Annotated in this window: 20 protein-coding genes; 15 read left to right on the forward strand and 5 right to left on the reverse strand. The window is 64.8% G+C overall.

Features of this window, described 5'->3' with window-relative positions:
* The first annotated feature begins 1,057 nt into the window (after positions 1 to 1,057).
* The 5 genes from CGS25_RS06460 (at position 1,058) to CGS25_RS06480 (ending at position 6,107) form a co-directional block, all read left to right on the forward strand.
* The gene (locus CGS25_RS06460) at positions 1,058 to 2,482 is read left to right on the forward strand and encodes a DUF5924 family protein (protein WP_101674971.1); all 1,425 of its coding nucleotides are present in this window, start codon (positions 1,058 to 1,060) and stop codon (positions 2,480 to 2,482) included.
* Between the two features lie 279 nt (positions 2,483 to 2,761).
* Positions 2,762 to 3,346, forward strand: a complete 585-nt coding sequence (locus CGS25_RS06465; RefSeq protein WP_101674972.1) for an ANTAR domain-containing response regulator — start codon at positions 2,762 to 2,764, stop codon at positions 3,344 to 3,346.
* 55 nt (positions 3,347 to 3,401) lie between these two features.
* Complete coding sequence (locus tag CGS25_RS06470; RefSeq protein WP_101674973.1) at positions 3,402 to 4,607, forward strand: CmpA/NrtA family ABC transporter substrate-binding protein; 1,206 nt, start codon at positions 3,402 to 3,404, stop codon at positions 4,605 to 4,607.
* Positions 4,608 to 4,687: 80 nt separating this feature from the next.
* On the forward strand, positions 4,688 to 5,578 hold the full coding sequence (locus CGS25_RS06475) for a cytochrome c oxidase assembly protein (protein ID WP_101674974.1): 891 nt from the start codon (positions 4,688 to 4,690) through the stop codon (positions 5,576 to 5,578).
* Positions 5,517 to 6,107, forward strand: coding sequence for an SCO family protein (locus CGS25_RS06480; RefSeq protein ID WP_089034460.1), 591 nt, complete (start codon positions 5,517 to 5,519; stop codon positions 6,105 to 6,107). Before CGS25_RS06475 ends, CGS25_RS06480 begins: the two co-directional genes overlap by 62 nt.
* 178 nt (positions 6,108 to 6,285) lie before the next feature.
* Here CGS25_RS06480 and metE read toward each other — a convergent pair whose 3' ends face one another.
* Positions 6,286 to 8,574: a 5-methyltetrahydropteroyltriglutamate--homocysteine S-methyltransferase gene (gene metE, locus CGS25_RS06485; RefSeq protein WP_089031614.1), complete on the reverse strand. Its 2,289-nt coding sequence runs from the start codon at positions 8,572 to 8,574 to the stop codon at positions 6,286 to 6,288.
* Positions 8,575 to 8,834: 260 nt separating this feature from the next.
* Here metE and CGS25_RS06490 point away from each other — a divergent pair, with 260 nt between their 5' ends.
* A complete protein-coding gene (locus tag CGS25_RS06490; protein WP_089034461.1) occupies positions 8,835 to 9,761 on the forward strand; it encodes a LysR family transcriptional regulator in 927 nt (308 codons plus the stop codon).
* 303 nt (positions 9,762 to 10,064) lie between these two features.
* Here the strand turns inward: CGS25_RS06490 and CGS25_RS06495 are convergent, their stop codons facing one another.
* From CGS25_RS06495 to CGS25_RS06505, 3 genes are read right to left on the reverse strand one after another with little or no spacing between them, the layout of a single operon-like run.
* Complete coding sequence (locus CGS25_RS06495; RefSeq protein WP_089031615.1) at positions 10,065 to 10,265, reverse strand: hypothetical protein; 201 nt, start codon at positions 10,263 to 10,265, stop codon at positions 10,065 to 10,067.
* Positions 10,252 to 10,716, reverse strand: a complete 465-nt coding sequence (locus CGS25_RS06500) for a CYTH domain-containing protein (protein WP_089031616.1) — start codon at positions 10,714 to 10,716, stop codon at positions 10,252 to 10,254. Before CGS25_RS06500 ends, CGS25_RS06495 begins: the two co-directional genes overlap by 14 nt.
* A gap of 22 nt (positions 10,717 to 10,738) precedes the next feature.
* Positions 10,739 to 11,299, reverse strand: a complete 561-nt coding sequence (locus CGS25_RS06505) for a lipocalin family protein (protein ID WP_101674975.1) — start codon at positions 11,297 to 11,299, stop codon at positions 10,739 to 10,741.
* A 155-nt stretch (positions 11,300 to 11,454) separates the two neighbouring features.
* Here CGS25_RS06505 and ccmA point away from each other — a divergent pair, with 155 nt between their 5' ends.
* The 9 genes from ccmA to CGS25_RS06550 all read left to right on the forward strand — a co-directional run bounded on the left by ccmA (position 11,455) and on the right by CGS25_RS06550 (position 18,753).
* The gene (ccmA, locus tag CGS25_RS06510) at positions 11,455 to 12,063 is read left to right on the forward strand and encodes a cytochrome c biogenesis heme-transporting ATPase CcmA (RefSeq protein ID WP_101674976.1); all 609 of its coding nucleotides are present in this window, start codon (positions 11,455 to 11,457) and stop codon (positions 12,061 to 12,063) included.
* Complete coding sequence (gene ccmB / locus CGS25_RS06515) at positions 12,060 to 12,731, forward strand: heme exporter protein CcmB (protein WP_089031619.1); 672 nt, start codon at positions 12,060 to 12,062, stop codon at positions 12,729 to 12,731. Before ccmA ends, ccmB begins: the two co-directional genes overlap by 4 nt.
* Positions 12,732 to 12,823: 92 nt before the next feature.
* Positions 12,824 to 13,582 carry a heme ABC transporter permease CcmC gene (ccmC, locus tag CGS25_RS06520; protein WP_089031620.1) on the forward strand — a complete coding sequence of 253 codons (759 nt, stop codon included), beginning with the start codon at positions 12,824 to 12,826 and terminating at the stop codon, positions 13,580 to 13,582.
* Positions 13,583 to 13,585: 3 nt separating this feature from the next.
* Positions 13,586 to 13,792: a heme exporter protein CcmD gene (gene ccmD / locus CGS25_RS06525; RefSeq protein WP_089031621.1), complete on the forward strand. Its 207-nt coding sequence runs from the start codon at positions 13,586 to 13,588 to the stop codon at positions 13,790 to 13,792.
* Positions 13,789 to 14,247, forward strand: a complete 459-nt coding sequence (gene ccmE / locus CGS25_RS06530) for a cytochrome c maturation protein CcmE (protein ID WP_089031622.1) — start codon at positions 13,789 to 13,791, stop codon at positions 14,245 to 14,247. Before ccmD ends, ccmE begins: the two co-directional genes overlap by 4 nt.
* Entirely contained in the window at positions 14,192 to 15,328 is a 1,137-nt protein-coding gene (locus CGS25_RS06535) for a PQQ-dependent sugar dehydrogenase (RefSeq protein WP_101674977.1), read from the forward strand. The genes ccmE and CGS25_RS06535 overlap by 56 nt, the downstream gene beginning before the upstream one ends.
* Before the next feature lie 115 nt (positions 15,329 to 15,443).
* Positions 15,444 to 16,931 (forward strand): RimK family protein, encoded by a 1,488-nt coding sequence (locus CGS25_RS06540; protein WP_089031624.1) that lies wholly within the window; start codon positions 15,444 to 15,446, stop codon positions 16,929 to 16,931.
* Between the two features lie 30 nt (positions 16,932 to 16,961).
* Positions 16,962 to 18,224 carry a DUF2157 domain-containing protein gene (locus CGS25_RS06545; protein WP_101674978.1) on the forward strand — a complete coding sequence of 421 codons (1,263 nt, stop codon included), beginning with the start codon at positions 16,962 to 16,964 and terminating at the stop codon, positions 18,222 to 18,224.
* Positions 18,217 to 18,753 (forward strand): GDYXXLXY domain-containing protein, encoded by a 537-nt coding sequence (locus CGS25_RS06550; protein WP_101674979.1) that lies wholly within the window; start codon positions 18,217 to 18,219, stop codon positions 18,751 to 18,753. Before CGS25_RS06545 ends, CGS25_RS06550 begins: the two co-directional genes overlap by 8 nt.
* A gap of 59 nt (positions 18,754 to 18,812) precedes the next feature.
* Here the strand turns inward: CGS25_RS06550 and CGS25_RS06555 are convergent, their stop codons facing one another.
* Positions 18,813 to 19,472, reverse strand: a complete 660-nt coding sequence (locus CGS25_RS06555) for a glutathione S-transferase family protein (protein WP_101674980.1) — start codon at positions 19,470 to 19,472, stop codon at positions 18,813 to 18,815.
* Positions 19,473 to 19,614: the final 142 nt, after the last annotated feature.

Raw genomic sequence — 19,614 nt, forward strand, 5'->3', positions numbered from 1 at the left:
TTGTGTGGTGCACCGGGGAGTTGTTCAGCAGAACCTCCGTTCGACAAGCCGGCCGCAGGCCGGCGCAGGGCGTCGCCGCAGGCGACGGGGCGCAGCCCCGAGCGGCAAAGCCGCGAGTCAATCCTGCCCCTTTAGCGATCTTCCAGAGCGGCTCCCCCTGACACCGAGCCGTTTTTGTTTGTGTGGTGCACCGGGGAGTTGTTCAGCAGACCCCCCGTTCGACAAGCCGGCCGCAGGCCGGCGCAGGGCGTCGCCGCAGGCGACGGGGCGCAGCCCCGAGCGGCGAAGCCGCGAGTCAATCCTGCCCCTTTAGCGATCTTCCAGAGCGGCTCCCCCTGACACCGGGCCGTTTTTGTTTGTGTGGTGCACCGGGGAGTTGTTCAGCAGACCCCCCGTTCGACAAGCCGGCCGCAGGCCGGCGCAGGGCGTCGCCGCAGGCGACGGGGCGCAGCCCCGAGCGGCAAAGCCGCGAGTCAATCCTGCCCCTTTAGCGATCTTCCAGAGCGGCTCCCCCTGACACCGAGCCGTTTTTGTTTGTGTGGTGCACCGGGGAGTTGCTCGCCGGAACTTCCCTCGTTTGGCTGGGCGCCGGACGCCGGACGCCGGACGCCGGACGCCGGACGCCGGACGCCGGCCGCCGGACGCCGGACGCCGGACGCCGGCCGCCGGACGCCGGACGCCGGACGCCGGCCGCCGGACGCCGGACGCCGGACGCCGGCCGCCGGACGCCGGACGCCAGACGCCAGACGCCAGACGCCAGACGCTAAGATCAAAACCCGGAACGGAAAGCATTGCGGCTACGCAAGCGTCGCCCGCACTGCCGCGAAGCTTCGCCGCCTCAATGTTAAGCGTCCGGCGTCTGGCGTCCGGCGTCCGGCGTCCAGCGTCCAGCATCCGGCACCCCACCATTCGGCTGAGCCATGTAATACCTTTGTGTAACCGGAACCGGGTCTCTGGTGGCGTGGAGGGCGCTTCTCTATGCTGGCGGCATGAGTTGCGTGGCGTATTGGTGCGCGGCGGCACGGTGGATTTCTGGCCCGGGAGGTACAGGCGCTTGATGAAAACGCGCTGGCTTGATCGCATTAATCAGTGGGTATTCCGGTTTCGGCATCTTTGGGCGGTGGGCAGTTTCTGCCTGGGTCTGGCCAGTTATTTCATGGTCGAACGCAAGCCTTGGCTGGCGGCGGTGCTGACCGCGTTTCTGATCACCACCTGGCTAGTCCTGTTGACCGAGAACCTCTGGTCACGGCGCTTCAAGGGCACCGCCATGGAGCAGATGTCCCAGGGGGCGCTGAAACTCCTGTTGCAGGGGGTGCATCAGGAAGCCTTTTTCTTCAGCCTGCCGTTCGTGGTATTGCAGTGGTCCGGTGGCGCGGAGTATTTCCTGTTTACCGCCCTGGTGGCCGGCACGGCACTGGTCAGCATCATCGATCCGCTGTATTTCCGTCTGGCCGGGCACCGGGCGCTGTATTTCGGGTTTCACGCCTGGGCGTTGTTCGTGGCGTTGCTGGTGCTGTTGCCGTTGATCTTCAAATGGCCCACCAATCAGGCTCTGGATGGCGCCGCCTGGCTCACGGCGTTGTTCGCCTTGCCCAGCTTTTGGCGGGTCGGCGGGCCGCGCCCGGCGTACCGGTGGGTGATGCTGGGGCTGTCTTCGCTGTGCATCGCGGCGGTGCCGGTGTGGGCAGCCTCGCTGGTGCCGCCGCTCACTTTGTCGTTGGAGCAACGGGCGGTGTCGTTGAATTTCAACCGGGCTCAGCGGCAGCCGCTGGCCGTGGGTGACCGGTTCCAGCGCGGTGAGCTGGGCGACGGTCTCTACGCCTACACGGCGATTCGCGCGCCGCTGGGGCTCGGGCAGTCGGTCAGCCATTACTGGTTTCACGACGGCGAATTGACCGACAAGGTGCCGCTGCAGGTCAGCGGCGGCCGGCGGGAGGGCTACCGGACCTGGTCCCACAAAAGCCATTTCCCCGGCGATCCGGCGGGGCACTGGCGGGTAGAGGTGCGCACCGACAACGATCAGATCGTCGGCGTGCTGCGTTTCGAAGTCGCCGAATCGGCGAACGCCGAACGGAGAGAGCGCGGGCCCGCGCGCTTGTCGCAAGACAGCAGTGCCGAGGCCGCCGATGCGGAGCGCAAAAACGCCGCCCCGGAAAATACGCGAAAGGAAAGCTCGGGAAAAGAAAGCCTGGAGAAGGAAGGTCTGGAGAAGGAAAGTCTGGAGAAGGAAAGTCTGGAAAGGGAACGCCCGGGAAAAGAGAACACAGAAGAAGAAGGTGTGGCGCCGGAGAACGACGCCGCCCGGCGGACCTCGCCACCGGCCCGGGACAGCGCCCGTGACACGGCGCACCAGGATGACGCACCTGAGCAAAAGGAGGGCGTGGAGCGGGGCGGCAATGAGGATAACGCGGCGGAGAGCGCGGATTCCGCGCCACCAGCCCCCGCCGAGCAGCCCGATGAGAGCGATGGTTCGGCCCCTTGACCGGTTGGCATAACGTTTGCATTTGTCCTTATGGGCACACACCAGACGCTGGGCCGGGGCAGCCCCACCGGCACTAATTCACGGTTTTCGCGCTCTTGCGCGTCGGCGGCGGCGTGAAACACGCGGTGCTCTTCGTGTCGCCCTGTCTTGGGGCATCCGTTTCGCCCCATTTCAACGCGTCAATTCAGATTGCCTTTTAAATCAAAGAGTTGCTCTCTCCCCGATTTGGCACAGCCGTTGCTTTTTTCGGTTTTCCCGATGGCCGAGAAACGCACTGCTATGAGCCTGAATATCATGCTGGTCGACGATCAGCCGCCTCGCGCGGCGATGCTGGCACGGGCGCTGACCGATGAGGGCCATTGCGTTCTTTGCAAGCTCACCAGTGCCGCCGGTCTTCGCGAGCGGGTGCTCGCCAACAATCCCGATGTGGTGCTTGTCGACATGGACGCGCCGGACCGCGATGCGCTGGAGAGCATGGCACTGATGCAGCAGGAGACGCCGCGGCCGATGGCGATGTTCCACGATCAGGACGCCGAAGCACTGTTGATCGCTGCCTTACGGGCCGGGGTGAGCACTTACGTGGCCGGCAATACCGATGTGTTGCGCGTGCGCGAGGTGATGAAAGTGGCCACCGCGCGCTATCGGGAATACCACGCCCTGTGCGAGGAATTGGAGACGACCGGCGACGACCCGGCCGCCGCCGCCGTGATTGGTCGGGCCAAAGCGCTGCTGATGCAGCGTCGGCGCATCACCGAACGGGACGCTTACCGCGCCCTGCGCCGGCAGGCGATGAGCAGTGGCGAGCCGTTGCTGCGGGTGGCTCGCCATGTTCTGGACTACGCGGCGCTGTTAAAGAGCCTCTGAACAACGCCTTGAAGAGCCAACGTTAATACGGGCTACTTATTGAAACGGAGACACCATGAAGCGCAGCCGGGTACGCATCGGTTATATGCCACTCACCGACAGCTTGCCGCTGGCGGTGGCACGGGAGGCGGGCTATTTCGCCGCCGAAGGCCTGGACGTGGACCTGCGGCCGGAGTGGAGCTGGGCCAGCCTGCGCGACCGATTGCTGGTGGGAAGGTTGGACGCGGCGTCGATGCTGGCGCCGATGCTGCTGGCCACCTCGTTGGGGTTGGGCAGTATCAACCAACCTCTTACCAGCGCCTTTTCCATGGGGCTGAATGGCAACGCCGTGACCGTGTCCCCCATGCTGTTCCACGGTCTGCGCGCGCTGGCCGAGGGCCCCACGCCCCAGGACATGGCGCGCGCATTGAATAAACTGGTGGCGGCGCGCAGTGGCGCCGGCGGAACGCCGCTGGTGCTGGCGGTGGTGTTTCCCTATTCCTGCCACGCTTATCAACTGCGCCATTGGCTGACGGTGGCCGGGCTCAACCCGGATCAGGACGTTAAGTTGGTGGTGCTGCCGCCCTCGCAAATGGTCGACCATCTGCGCCTGGGGCACATCGATGGCTTCTGCGTGGGCGAGCCCTGGAACAGCCTGGCGGCGCTCACCGGCGCCGGGCATTGCCTGCTCTCCGGCTATCAAATATGGGAGAACGCGCCGGAAAAGGTATTGGCGGTAACCCGCGATTGGGCGGCCAGCCACGGCGAGGTGCACGCGGCACTGCTGCGCGCGCTGCACCGGGCCGCCGTGCACGCCGACCAGCATCTGTTGGAAAGCCTGGAGTTGCTGGCCCATCCCGCCTGGCTGGACGTGCCCGCCGAGGTGATCCGCGCGCCGTTTACCCAACGGCTGGCCGGCGGGCTCACCGGGCAGCCTTACCCGGCGCACCATTTTCATGTGTTTTCCGCCTACCAGGCGAACTTCCCCTGGCGCTCGGACGCGCGCTTTCTGCTCGGCGAAATGCAGCGCTGGCGGCAGTGTGACGTGCCGCGAGACGGCACCGTCGCCGCCCAATGCTACCGCAGCGATCTGTTCCGGCAGGCGTTAACCGGTTTAACCAACCTGCCGCTGGAGGACGACAAGCCTGGCCAGGCTCACGCCGCGCCCTGGCAAATGAGCGGCCGGCCCGGGCAGGTGGAACTGGGGCCGGATCGGCGCCTCGAGGCGGTAACGGCGGAACAGGAACCGGGCGTGTCGATTTGCCACAGCGGGCTGGCTTGACGACTTCCGGCGCGAGGCGCACCCTTGGCGCCCTCGTCCCGGGCCGGGTTCACCGGCCACCCCGGTGAAGGCGGTTCTCTATGTGGCGGACTCAGTGGCAGCTAGTGCAGGGCGCGATCACGCCTTACATCTTTTCGGTGCCCACGGTTTTGCTCACCCTGCTCGCAGTGGGGCTGTACGCGCTCGGCTGGCGGCGGCTGGCCGCCCAGGGCCGGCGGCCCTCCTGGTGGCGCCTGTTGTCGTTCGGCGTCGGTGTGCTGCTGTGCTACGTGGTGATGCACACCCAGTTTGATTACTACGCCCGCTTCATGTTCTTCATGCACCGCTTGCAGCATATGGTGCTGCATCACCTGGGCGCTTTTCTGATTGCCTTGTCCAACCCCTTGCCGATTTTCGCCGCCGCCTTCGGCGCCCGCCGGTTCCCACGGCTGGCGCTGGTCTGGCGGCCGCTGCGCCGGCTGCTGTTCGATCCGGTGGTGGCCACGGTATTGTTCGTCGGCCTGATCTTTTTCTGGCTCTCGCCGGTGGTGCACTTCGACGCCATGCTCAACCTCAATCTCTATGAGCTGATGAACTGGTCGATGCTGGTGGACGGGGTGATTTTCTGGCTGGTGATCCTCGATCCGCGCGATCCCGATGATGCCCGCACCTCGCGGTTCGGGGTCCGCTTTCTGATGTTGCTGGCCGCGTTGTTCCCGCAAATCCTGCTGGGCGCCTACATTACCTTTTCCGATCCCGGCCTGTATGACGTGTACGCGGTATGCGGCCGCGCCTGGCCAATGAGCGCCGCCACCGATCAGGTTCTCGGCGGCATCTTTACCTGGATTCCCCCCGCCATGATGACGATTCTCGGTGCCCTGGTGGTGCTGCGTCTTTATGTGCGCCACGAAAGCAAAAAAGGAGAGAGCCATGCCCCGTCGGCTGATTGCCCTGACCACTCTGGTTTTCGCCCTGGCACTGGCCAGTTGTAACAACGCGCCGGTCAGTTTCCACGGCAAGGACATCACCGGAGTGATGCCCGACCTGCAATTCCAACTCACCGGTGAGCAGGGCCAAACCGTCACCGAGCAACGCTTCCAGGATAAGGCGGTGATCTTGTTCTTCGGCTACACGCACTGCCCGGATTTTTGTCCGACCACGCTGACGTCCCTGGCGCAGGCATTGAAGAAACTGCCGGAGCAGACCCGCGAGCAGATTCGGGTGATGTTCGTCAGTGTCGACCCGGATCGCGACACGCCGGAGCTGCTGAAGAAATACACCGGCTACTTCGGCCCGCGGATCGTCGGCCTGACCGGCAACAAGGAACAATTGGACACGCTCACCAAGCGTTATCGCACCACCTACGGCTACGATGAGCCCGACGAAAACGGCAATTATCTGGTCTCCCACGGCCTGGCCATGTACGGCTTCGACAAGCAGGGCAAGGTGCATCTGTTTATGCGCAACGACCAGCCCGTCGATCAAATCGCCGAAGACCTGGCCGCGCTGGCGGGGTTGTAGGGCGGCGAGTTTCAAGCTGCAAGCTACAAGCTACAAGCTACAAAAAAACACGGCCAGACGGCCGCCCTTGCGGCTTGCGGCTTGCAGCTTGTAGCTTGAGGCTTACCCATCAACAACGCAGGCGCACCTGCCCCGGCACGGCCTTTCCCGGTTGTTCCCTGCATCGAATCTAACCGGGTTAAACCCTGCCGCGCAGTACTCGGGCGGCTTCGACCATGTTGGCCAGGGCGCCTTCGGTTTCCTCCCATTGGCGGGTTTTCAGGCCGCAATCCGGGTTCACCCAGAGTCGTTCCCGGGGCAGGCGGCTGGCGGCTTTGTCCATCAGTTGCACCATCCAGTCCACGTCCGGTTCGTTGGGGGAGTGGATGTCGTAGACCCCCGGGCCAATGTCGTTCGGGTATTGGAAGTTTTCAAACGCCTCCAGCAGTTCCATGTTCGAGCGCGAGGTCTCGATAGTGATCACGTCGGCGTCCATGGCGGCGATCGCTTCGATGATGTCGTTGAACTCGGAGTAGCACATGTGGGTGTGAATCTGGGTTTCGTCCGCGACCCCCACGGTGGCCAGACGGAAGCAATCCACCGCCCAATCCAGATAAGCCTGCCAGTCACCGCGACGCAGCGGCAGGCCCTCGCGAAACGCCGGTTCGTCGATCTGGATCACCTGGATGCCGGCGGTTTCCAGATCCCGCACTTCATCACGCAGTGCCAGAGCGATCTGTCGGCAGGTGGTTTCACGGGGCTGGTCATCGCGCACGAAGGACCACTGCAAAATCGTCACCGGCCCGGTGAGCATACCCTTCACCGGAACCTCGGTCAGCGATTGGGCGAAGCGGGCCCAGGCCACCGTCATCGGCTCGGGACGGCTGACATCACCGAAGATCACCGGCGGTTTCACGCAGCGTGAGCCGTAACTTTGCACCCAGCCGAAGCGGGTGAACGCGAAGCCCTGCAGCAACTCGCCGAAGTATTCGACCATGTCGTTGCGTTCCGCTTCGCCGTGCACCAGCACGTCTAGGCCGATCTGCTCCTGGTAGCGTATCGCCCGGGTGATCTCGCGCTTCATCTGTTCCTGGTAAGCGTCCTCGTTGAGCGTGCCGGCTTTCCAGTCACGGCGAGCGGCGCGAATGTCCGGCGTCTGCGGAAAGGAACCGATGGTGGTGGTGGGGAAGGCGGGCAGTTTCAGCGCCGCCTGTTGTTTGCCGATGCGCTCGGCGAAGGCGCTGAGGCGATCCCGGGAAATCGCCGTGGCTCCGGCCAGTCGATCCGCCACTTGCGGGTTGTGGATGCGCGGCGAGGCGGCGCGATTGGCCAGCGCCGCCCGTTGCGCGGCCAGGGCGGCGTCGTCACCGTGACCGTCCAGGGCATCACCGAGCAGTTTCAGTTCGTCCAGTTTCTGGCTGGCGAAGCTCAACCAGCTTTTCAACTCGTCGTCGAGTTTGTCTTCCTGGTCCAGATCCACCGGGCTGTGCAACAGCGAACAGGACGGCGCCAGCCACAGTTGCTCGCCGAGCTGCGTTTTCACCGGTGCCACGCTGTTCAGCACCGCGTCCAGGTCGGTGCGCCAGATGTTGCGGCCATTGATCACGCCCAGCGACAGCACCTTGCCGTTCAAACGGGGCAGCACCTGCTCAAGGGCGTCGCTGCCGCGCACCCGGTCCAGGTGCAGGCCGTCCACCGGCAATTGCAGGGCGGTGAACAGGTTGTCGCGCAGGCCCTCGAAGTAGGTGGCGAGCAGCAATTTCACGCTGGCGGCGCCGGCGAGCTGATCGTAGACGCGCAGGTAGGCGCGCTGCCAGGCGTCCGGCAGATCCAGACACAGAATCGGCTCGTCGATCTGTACCCATGCAACGCCCTGTTCGGCGAAGCGTTGCAGAATCTGGCGATACACCGGGATCAGGGCGTCCAGCAGGGCCAGCTTGGCGGTGTCGGCGGCGCCGTCGAACGCCTCCCCCTTGGACAAATACAAATAAGTGAGCGGGCCGGGGATCACTGGTTTGGCGTCGTGGCCAAGCGCGCGTGCTTCATCGACCTGATCGAACAGGGCTTCGCGGGCGATGCGGAAGCTCTGGTCGGGGGCCAGTTCCGGCACGATGTAGTGGTAGTTGGTGTCGAACCACTTGGTCATTTCGCAGGCCGCCGCCGGCTCGCCGCTGGGGGCCCGGCCGCGCGCCATGCGGAACAGGGTGTCCAGATCCACCGGCTGTTGCGGGTTCTGGCCAAAGCGGGCCGGCACCGCGCCGAGCAGGCAGGAAAATTCCAGAATCTGGTCGTACCAGGCGAAGTCGCCCACCGGCAGCAATTGAACGCCGGCGTCCGCTTGCAGCGCCCAATGGCGCTCACGCAGGCTGCGGCCGACGTGCTCCAGCTCGCTGCGTTGCAGGGTACCGGCCCAATACGCTTCTTGAGCCTGTTTCAATTCGCGGCGGGCGCCGATGCGGGGAAAGCCAAGATTGTGCAGGGTGGTCATGAGAGTTCCTTTAGAGACGCTGACACGCTTGATGCCGGCCCGCTTGCACCCCGGCCGGCGAGCGTCGGTAGCGGGCGGGCACAAGCGCAGTGCGGCTAGGCGCTGATTTAGGATGGCGCCATTGTGGTCCTTGCCTGACTTGAGGCAAAATCAAATATTTCATGGTTAATGTGAGGAATGCTCATAATGAACCGTATCTGCAAAGCGCCCGGCGCTGTCGCGTGCCGGCGGCCTGACGGGCCGGGCGGGGATGTCGGGTGATCTTGGAACTGCGCCATCTGACCACACTGTTGACCATCGAAGAGGCGGGCAGCCTGGTGGAGGCGGCCGAGCGGCTGCACGTCACCCAGTCGGCGCTTTCTCATCAGCTCAAGGACCTGGAACACCGGCTGGACGCCGCGCTGATCGTGCGCCGCACCCGGCCGATCCGCTTCACCACCGCCGGCTTACGCCTGCTGGAACTGGCCCGCGATGTCTTGCCCCGGGTAAAGCGCACCGAAACCGAACTGAAGCGGCTGGCGGCGGGGCAGAGTGGCCGCTTGCATCTGGCCATCGATTGCCACTCCTGTTTTCAGTGGCTGATGCCGGCGCTGGACCGCTTCCGGGAAACGTGGCCGGAGGTGGAACTGGATCTTTCGGCGGCCTTTGGTTTCGCGCCATTGCCGGCGCTGTTGCGCGGCGATCTGGACATGGTGATCACCTCCGACCCGGTACAGCAGGAAGCGGTGCGTTACCTGCCGCTGTTTCGCTATGAGCTGGTGCTGGCGGTGGCCACCGGTTCGGCGCTGGCCGGCCAGCGTTTCGTGAGCCCCGAACAGTTGGCCACGCAAACCCTGATCGCCTATCCGGTGGAGCGCCAGCGCCTGGATGTGTTCACCGCGTTTCTTGATCCCGCCGGGCAACAGCCGCAGGGCCTGCGCACCGCCGAACTGACGCCGATGATGGTGCAGCTGGTGGCGGCCGGGCGCGGCGTGGCGGCGTTGCCGAACTGGGCGCTCACCGAGTATCTGGCGCTCAAGCTGGTGAAGGCCGTGCGGCTCGGCGAGGGCGGTGTGTGGCGCACCCTGTACGCGGCGGTGCGCGAGGGCGATCACCAGGTGGCGTTTATCCAGGAATTCATCGATACCGCGCAGACCCTGTGTTTCAAGAACCTGAGCGGCATCAAGCGGGCCGGCAAGGACGGCTGAGCGGGCGCCGGTTGGTGAGGGGCCCGGCGTGGCGGGTTAGGGCCTGTTCACACTCATTTAGATGGTCACGTTGCCGCCCCAAAGCGGGCCAGGCAAGGCGCGAGGAGAGAGGTTTAGCATGCTAAATGAACGACGAGCAACACCGCCTGGCCCGCTTTGGGGCGCAACCCGAAGGGCCGGGGCGGTTTTCGCGCAATCCCGCGTTGCGGTTCGCTTATGTGGCGGGCCACATCGCGCTCACCGCGCCTTGGCTTGCGCGAAAACGGCCTCCGGCGCGACCATCAAAATGAGTGTGAACAGGCCCTAGGAGCAAGGCTTGTGCGGCGGTTTGCTGTCCGGTCCCAGGGCGCTGACCCAGAATCGCTCGCGCTGGCGGCGGGTCTGGAAGCGTGCACAGACCCGTTCAGCCTGTTGCCGGGAGTGAAAGCGATTGACCAGCGAGGCGTTGCCCTGGCTGTCCTTGCGCCAGAGCAGATACTGGGTGCTGCCGTTACCAGCGGACATAGGGCATCTGGCTGAGCGCGCTGTTGTAGTAGCGGGCATCGTCGGTCACTTCGTCACCGAGCCAGGCCGGCCGCTGAAACGGCTGATCTTCATGTTCCAGTTCCAGTTCCGCGACCACCAGCCCCTGGTTGTCGCCATGGAACACGTCCACTTCCCAAACCAGACCGTCGCACGGTACCCGGTAGCGGGTTTTATCGATCACGCCGGCGCCGCACATTTCGGCGAGCAGGGTGCGGGCATCGTCCACCGGCACCGGGTACTCGAATTCGCGGCGCCGGGCGCCGTTGTTTTCGCCTTTAAGGGTCAGCCAGGCCTGCTCACCGTGGATACGAACGCGCACGGTGGCGCGAGGCTGATGGCTCAGGTAACCCTGCACCAGCCGCTCGCCGGGCAACGGGTCTAAAAAAGTCTGGTCGGTGACCAGGAATTTACGTTCGATTTCCACGCCCATGGCCGGCTCCTTTTTTTTGCGGTTATCGCGCGACGGCGGAGGGAATCAGATCACGATTGCGCTGCAACTCATCCACCGGGAAGCCCTGCTCGCGGGCCTGATCGACCAGCGCCTGATATTGGTCGTCGGGCAGGGTGGGGGCGCGGGACAAAATCCACAGATACTCGCGGCCCGGCTCGCCGACCATCACGGTGCGATAGTCCTTATCCAGGGCGATGATCCAGTAATTGCCTTCGGCGATCTTGGGCAGCAAACGGGAAAACCAGTTGTCGAAGCGTACTTTTAATCTGGCGTTGCCGGAATCCGGCACCACGCTCGCCTGACCCTCGGCCACGGCCGGCTCGTCGTCCTCGCGCTGGCAGCGATTGATCACCTTCACGGTGCCGTCCGGGTTCAGGCTGTATTCGGCGGTGGAATTGTAGCAGCCCCGTTGGAACCATTGCGGCAGCCGGGCGATTTCATGCCAGCCGCCGGCGTAACGTGACAGATCGACCTGATTCACCGTGGCCAGGGGACGGTCCGCGCCACCGCAGGCGGCGAGCAGCGTGCAACAACCGGCCAGCAGAAGAGCGGTGATTCGCATTGGAAGATTCCTTTCAGCCACAGAGCGTTGATGGTAACGCAATGGCCCTTCAGTGTCCGGCCCAATGCGCCTGGAGCATGTTATACTGCGCCGCCGATCGGCGAGCCCGCTGGCGGGGGAGCCCGCGCGGAACGAATCAACCTCAGCGAACACCCATGACCGACCCCTCTGCACGACTCACAGTGAGCCGGCTCGGCTGCGAGCGCGATGATCGGATGCTGTTCCAGGATCTGGCCTTCAATGCGCGCGCCGGAGAGATCTGGCAGATCACCGGCGCCAACGGCGCCGGCAAGACCACCCTGTTGCGAATACTGGTGGGGTTGCACGGCTTTTATCAGGGGCAGGTGCGCTGGTCGCGGCCGTTGGCGCCGGATCTGCTCTATCTGGGCCACGATGCGGGCATCCGTGAGGAACTCAGCGCCCGCGAAAACCTCCAATTCAGCCGTGCCCTGAGTGGCCAGAGCGGTGATCTGGACGCGGCCCTGGCGGCGGTCGATCTGTATGGCTTCGAGGATGTGCCCGCCGGCCGTCTCTCCGCCGGCCAGCGGCGTCGTATCGCGCTGGCGCGGTTGTGGCTGGGGGGCAAGTCGGTGTGGGTGCTGGATGAACCCTACACGGCCATCGATCAGGCCGGCGTGGCGAAGCTGGATGCGCGTTTGCGCGAAGCCGCCGGCGCCGGTGTTCTGATCCTCTACACCTCCCACCACCGGGTGGGCGACGGGGTGCGGCAATTGCGGCTGGGCGCCGCCGGGGAGGGCCGGTGAGCGGCGTCTGGCGGGCCTCATTGCGCCGCGAGCTGACGCTGATCTGGCGGGCGCCGGCGGATGTGATTCAACCGCTGTTCTTTTTCGTGGTGGTGGTGAGCCTGTTTCCCCTGGGGCTGTCGCCGGAGCCTGAACTGTTGGCGCTGGTGGCGCCGGGCGTGGTCTGGGTGGCGGCGTTGCTGGCGGTGATGCTGTCGCTGGATGGCCTGTTCCGCCGCGATCAGGAAAGCGGCGCCCTGGATCAGATGCTGAGCGCGCCGGTAATGACGGTGGTGCCGGTGTCCGCCAAACTGCTGGCGCACTGGCTGCTCACCGGCCTGCCGCTGGCCCTGGTGGCTCCGCTGCTGGGCTACATGATGCAGCTGCCGGCATCGGTGTTGGACACCCTGGCGCTGAGCGTGTTGCTGGGTACGCCCACCCTCACCGTGGTGGGGGCCATTGGTGCCGCGCTGACGGTGGGGTTGAATCGCGGCGGCATCCTGCTGGCGGTGCTGGTGCTGCCGCTGTATGTGCCGGTGCTGGTATTCGGCGCCGGCGTGGTGCGCACCGCCCTGGATGGCCTGCCCACCGACGGCCTGCTGGCGGTGCTGGGCGCGATTCTGGCGCTGGCGCTGAGTCTGGGACCGCTGGCGGTAGCACTGGGTCTGCGCATCAGTGCGGGAGACTGAAAGTTGAAAGCGACAAGGGCTCCCAAGTGACAAGTCGAAAGGGCGGGCCGCTTCAAGGTTGAGCGTTCAGCTTTAAACAACGGGTTTGGCTTATGTGGAAAACGCTTACACGCTGGTATCACCAGCTTTCTTCGCCGCGCTATTTCTATCGCTTCGCCAGCGCCGTGCTGCCGTGGTTGATGCCGATCGCGGTGCTGGTGCTGCTGACCGGTCTGGTTTGGGGGCTCGTGTTCGCGCCGGTGGAGCGCTATCAGGGCAACAGCTACCGGATCATCTTTATCCACGTGCCGGCTTCCAGCGGCGCGTTGATGGGCTACATCGCCATGGGCGTGGCCGGCCTGATCGCCCTGGTCTGGCGTCTCAAGATGGCCGAAGTGATGCTCAAGGCGATGGCGCCGTTCGGCGCGGTGCTGGCCACGGTGTCACTGGCCACCGGGGCGCTCTGGGGCAAGCCCACCTGGGGCACCTACTGGCAGTGGGACGCGCGCATGACCTCGATGCTGATTCTGTTGTTTCTGTACCTGGGCATCATCGCCCTGCAAAGCGCCATTCGCGACCCGCGCCAAGCCGCCCGGGCGGCCTCGTTGCTGGCGGTGGTGGGGGTGATCAATGTGGTGATCGTCAAGTATTCGGTGGAATGGCTGAATACGCTGCACCAGGGCGCCACGCTTAAGCTGGTGGGCGAATCCTCGATCAATGACGCCATGAAATGGCCGCTGCTGATCAGCATGTTGGGCTTGTGGTTGCTGTACGCCGCCAACGTGCTGATGCGCGCTCGCACTGAGGTGCTCAACCGCGAGCGGCGCAGTGGCTGGGTGGCCACGTTGTTGGCCCCGGGCGCGAAGGAGTAAGGCATGTATTTCGACAGCGTTTCCGAATTCGTCGCCATGGGTGGCCATGGTTTTTTTGTCTGGAGCGCCTATGGCATCAGCGCGCTTCTGATCATTGGCAATATGGTGCTGGCGGTGCGTCAACAGGGGCGGGTGCGCCAGGAAATCCAGCGACGCTTACGCCGCGACCAGCGCCCGGCACACAATGCAGTGGAAGGTGAGGTGGAATGAACCCGGTTCGTAAGCAACGTCTGTTCGTAGTGCTGGCGATTCTCGCCGGCCTGGCGCTGGCCACCGCTTTGGCGGTGTACGCTCTGCGCCAGAACATCAACCTGTTCTACACCCCTCAACAGGTGGTCAACGGCGAAGCGCCGCTGGGCGCGAAAATGCGCGTCGGCGGGCTGGTGGTGGACAACTCTGTGCAGCGCGACCTGGACACCCTCGACGTGACCTTCACGGTGACCGATGGTAAAGGTAGTTTTCAGATTCACTATCAGGGCATCCTGCCGGACCTGTTCCGGGAGGGGCAGGGGATAGTGGCGAACGGCACGCTGGTCAGCCGGGACCGTTTCGAGGCCGACGAAGTGCTCGCCAAGCACGATGAGACCTATATGCCGCCGGAGGTAAAGGATGCACTGGAAAAAGCCGGACACCCGGGCGCCGCGCAGAGCGCCGGCAACGATTAAGGCGCTGGTGGCCGCCGCTGGATTGCTGGCGGCCTGCGGCCACGCCGAGACCCGCCTGGACACACTGAACGTGGAAAAAGGCTTCAGCGTGTCGGTGTTCGCTGATCAGGTGCCCAACGCCCGCCAGCTCGCCCAGGCCGCCGATGGCACCGTGTTCGCCGGCTCCCGCGACGCGGGCAAGGTGTACGCGATCCGCGACACCGACGGCGACGGCAAAGCCGACCGGGTCACGGCGCTGCTGGAGGATCTTAATATGCCCTCCGGCATTGCCCTGCGCGACGGCACGCTCTATGTGGCGGCGGTGAATCGCATTCTGGCGGTGCGTGACGTCCTCAACCACCTGGACGGCGCCGACGCCGAGGTGGTCTACGACGGCTTTCCCGACGCCTCCCACCACGGCTGGAAATACCTGCGCTTTGATGACCACGGCAAGCTGATCGTGCCGGTGGGCGCACCCTGCAACATTTGCGACGAAGACCCGCCGTTCGCCAGCATCCAGCGCCTTGATCCGGACACCGGCACCACCGAGACCCTGGCGCGCGGCGTGCGCAATTCCGTGGGTTTCGATTTCCAGCCCGGCACCGGCCAGCTGTGGTTCACCGAGAACGGCCGCGACATGCTGGGTGACAACGTGCCGCCGGACGAGCTCAACCGGGTCACCCGGGTTGGCGAGCATTTCGGCTACCCCTACGTTCACGCCGGTGACATTGCCGATCCCGAGTTCGGCAAGGGCAAAAACGCCAGCGACTACACCGCGCCGATGCAGAAAATCCCCGCGCACCATGCCGCTCTGGGGATGACCTTCTACGACGCGGACTCTTTTCCGGCGGCCTATCGCGGCAACATTTTTATCGCCGAACACGGCTCCTGGAACCGCACCGAGCCGGCCGGTTACCGGGTCACCCGGGTGGTGCTCAACGAAGACGGCACGGTAAAAAGTTACCAGCCGTTCATCGACGGCTGGCTGCAGGATGGCGCCAGCTGGGGCCGGCCCGCCGATGTACTGGTCGCCAACGACGGCAGCCTGCTGATCGCCGACGACAGCGCCGGCGTGATTTACCGGGTGCGCTACGCCGAATAGGCCCGCCGGCCCCGGTTTCGACGCCGCCCGCCGCGGCGGGCGCGCCACGGAAGCCGATGTGGACTTGGTATAGGGGCTGGCATACAGTGCGGCGATCTGTCACGGAAAGGACCCCATGAGCCAAGTCATTATTCTGGTCGACGACCCGGCGGACTGGGCCGCGTATTACCCCACCCGGCATCTGCTTTCCGCCCGCGACTATCTGCAAGCCGCTCAGCCGGTGTGCACCGATAAAAAAGTGCAGGTGATCAACCTGTGTCGCAGCTACAAATATCTTTCCCCGGGCTATTACTGCTCGCTGCTCGCCGAAGCGCGCGGCCAGCGGGTGATGCCCTCGGTGCGCACGGTCAACGATCTCAGCCGCAAAGCCCTGTACGGCTTGCACTTCGGCCATTTCGAGACGGCGCTCGACAAGGTCATGAAAAAGCAGGGCGGCGACGCCACCGAGCTCACCCTGACGCTCTATTTTGGCCATACCGAGCAGGAAGGCCTGGGTGAGTTGGGCCGGCAGATTTTCGACCAGATGCCCTGTCCGATTCTGCGCGTCTCGTTCCGGCGCCGCGATGGCTGGTCGCTGGCGTCGATTCGCACCGTGACTCTGAAGCAGCTCAAAGGCAAAGAGGAAGACGCCTTTGCCCGCGCCCTGGAGCGCTTCAATGCGCGCGTCTGGCGCAGCCCGCGCCGCCGCCGTGGCGACCGTTATGAGCTGGCCATGCTGGTGAACGAGCAGGAAGCGATGCCGCCCAGTGACCGCACCGCTCTGAAACGCTTTATCAAGGCCGGCCGCCAACTGGGCATCAAGGTGGAAGCGATTGGCCGCGACGATTACACCCGCCTGGGCGAATACGACGGGCTGTTTATCCGCGAAACCACCGCGCTGGATCATCACACCTATCAGTTCGCCCGCAAGGCCGAGCAGGAAGGCATGGTGGTGATCGACGATCCGGGCTCGATTCTGCGCTGCACCAACAAGATTTACCTGGCCGAACTGATGCAGGCCAACAAGGTGCCGGTGCCGCCCACCGCCTTTGTGTTCGACGACTCCGAAACCCAGGCCGATCAATTGATCGCCGAGCTGGGCCTGCCGATGGTGCTGAAAATTCCCGACGGCAGTTTTTCCCGGGGCATCGGCAAGGTGGAAAGCCGCCAGGAACTGCTCGATGCGCTCAGCGGCTACCTTAAGCAATCCGCGGTGGTGCTGGCCCAGGCGTTTATGTACACCGACTATGACTGGCGCATCGGCGTGCTCAACCATCGCCCGCTGTTCGCCTGCCAGTATTTCATGAGCAAGGGCCACTGGCAGATCTACCATCACCAGGAGGGCGGCAAAACCGCCTCGGGCCGGTTCCGCACACTGCCGGTGCGCGAGGTGCCGCCCAAGGTGCTGCGGGTCGCCCTGAAGGCCGCGCGGCTGATGGGCAATGGCCTGTACGGCGTGGATCTCAAGCAATCCGGCGACGACGTGGTGGTGATGGAAGTCAACGACAACCCCAACGTGGACGCCGGCGTCGAAGACCTGTGGCTGGGTGAAGACCTCTACCGGCAGATCATGCTGGAATTTCTGCGCCGCATGGAGGCGAAAAGGCTGGGGCTGCCTCTCTGAGCGCCGGTCTCTGACCGCAAACGGAAGATCATGAGCAATCGCGAAACCAGAGTAATCCGCCGGGAGGCCCGCCAGTGGCTGGCGGAAGGGCTGATCGACGAGACCCAGGCGAGCCGCATTCTGGCCCGTTACGGCGCCTCGTTGGATCAGCCAGATCCGGCTTCGACGGCCAGCCGGGTGCTGACCACCGTGGCGGTGTTGTTTGTTGGCCTGGCGATGCTGCTGCTGGTCTCCGCCAACTGGGACACGCTGCCGCGTCTGCTGCGCTTCGCCGGGCTGTTCCTGGTGACCGGCGCGCTCAACGGCGTCGGCGTGGTGCGTTACCTGCGTCATGGTCTGGGCGCGCTCTGGCTGTTCCTCGGCGGCATCAGCTTTGGCGCCTCGATCATGCTGGTGGGCCAGATGTACCAGCTCGGCGAACATTTCCCCAACGGCGTGCTGCTGTGGATGATCGGTCTGCTGCCGGTCGCCCTGGTCACCGGCCAGCGCTCGATGGCGCTGTTGTTGCTGGCCCTGACGATGATCTGGACGGTCATGGAAGGCCACTTCACGCCGCCCTGGTTGGCGCCGTTGTTTCTTGTTCCGGTGTGGCTGGCGGCGCGGCGGCATCGCTCTGGCACCCTGATGGGGCTGGCGCTGGCCGGTTTGTTCGTATGGCTTAATCTGCTGCTGTGCTGGCTCTATCACACCGATTTTGGCCCACGCTGGCTGGCGGGGCACCTGACCTTCAACCTGGCTCTTCTCGCCCTCGGGCACGCCCTGGTGGCGCGCGCCCGCGCCCGTGGCGAGCTGCTGGCGCCGCTGTCGCCCTGGCTGGAGCGGCTGTTTCTGCTGTTGGTGTTGCCGCTGACGTTCACCTCGCTCTGGCCCTCTTATCTGCGCGACAACTGGGGCTGGCTCGACCCGGGATTGTGGGCCGCCGCCTTGGTGCTGCTGGTGGCGCTGATCGTGCACTGGCGATCGCTGGCAATCTGGGTGGCGCTGCCGGCGCTGGCACTGATCCACGGCCTGGGCCGGCCCGAGCAAAGCCTCTATTGGGGCCTGGCGGCCAACCTGCTGGTGCTGCTGGTGGCCATGAACTGGCTGCGGCAGGGCATTGCCGACGACGACGGCCGCCGCTTCTTCAGTGGCCTGGGCACCTTGCTGTTGCTGGGGCTGTTGCGTTACCTGGACCTGATCGGCGATTACCTGGGCGCCGCGGCGCTGTTTCTGGTCATGGCCGGGCTGCTTTACGGCGGCGCGTGCTACTGGCGCCATCGCGGCGCCGTGGCGCCCGGAGGTGGGCATGAGTAAAACGATCTCACAGCGGCGCCGTATCGACGTGGTGATCGCCGCCCTGGTGCCGCAAGCGCTGATCCTGCTCGCCCTGTTGGGGTACAGCCTTTACCCGTTGTGGAGCGGCCGGGAAATCGTGCTGCGAACCGCGCCGGTGGACCCGCGCGATCTGTTTCGCGGGCAATACGTGCAGCTTCGCTATGAAATCAACCAGGCGCCGATGCCCGAGGTCGGCGTGCCCCGGGTGGGGCGGCAGGTGTTTGTGCAACTGGAGAGCCAGGACGGCGTTTGGCAGGCCGTGGAAACACGCTACACGCCACCGCCGGGGTTGTTCCTGCGCGGCCACATCACCTCGATTCGCACCGGTTCGGTGGGCGTGGATTATGGCATTGGTGCCTGGTTCGCGCCGCCTGAGCAGGCCCGAGCGCTGGAGCGGCAATTGCGCGCCGGCGCGCTGGCGCGGCTGCGCGTCGCCGACAACGGCCAGGCCGCGCTGATTGGCGTGGAGCCGCTGCCCGAACCGCCACCCTCGGCGCCGCCGGAATAACGCCGCCACCCGCGATCACACGCTGTGCGGCGGCCCGGCAGGCCGGCCCGGACGCAGGATCAGCGTTTCAGCCACTTATCCAGCAGGCCGCTTTCTTTTTCGATGGTCTTGGCGAACGGCTCCAGCGCGTGAATGCGCTGCACATGGGCGGCCAGGTTCGGATAGCGTTCGGCGTCCACCTGCTCGCCGGCGTGCTGGAAGTTGACCAACTGGCTGCCCACCGCCAGATCCGCCACGGTGAGCCGGTCGGCCGCCAGATACTCCTTGCCTTCAAGCTCCCGGTCCAGGTACTCAAACAGAGTTGGCACGCTGCCCTGTAGCGCCTTATCGACGGCCTGGTCGTTGCACTCCCGGCCCATCAAACGCATCACCACCCGGTTGCGGAACACCGCGAAGGTGCAGTGGGTGCCCAGCTCGTAGTCGGCGAACTTCTCGAACCACAGGGTGCGCGCGTGCTCATAGGGATCGTCATGGGGATAGAGCGCGGGTTCGGGCCGGGTTTTCTCCAGATACGAGCAGATCACGGCGGAGTCCGCCAGGGTGTGACCGTCCACCTCGATAGCGGGAATGCGGCGCAGCGGGTTGAGCTTCTCATAGCCTTCGGGCGGGCTGTTCGGGTCCACGTTCACGGCCTCGTAATCCAGGCCTTTAAGAGCCAGGAACACACGGGTTTTGCGGACAAACGGGGACAAAATGGCGCCGTACAGTTTGATCGACATGGGTTTCTCCTGATATCAGCGGAATGATGGCGGGGCTACAGGGATAAAGCAGGAGCCGGGGGCAGGTCAATGACTGGATGCGCGCGACACTTTCACTGGTCAAAGTTTCCGCACCCGGCGGCGCCCACGCAATTTCCGCTTG

Origin of the sequence: Alloalcanivorax mobilis, from assembly GCF_002864685.1 — a bacterium.
Lineage (GTDB): Bacteria > Pseudomonadota > Gammaproteobacteria > Pseudomonadales > Alcanivoracaceae > Alloalcanivorax > Alloalcanivorax mobilis.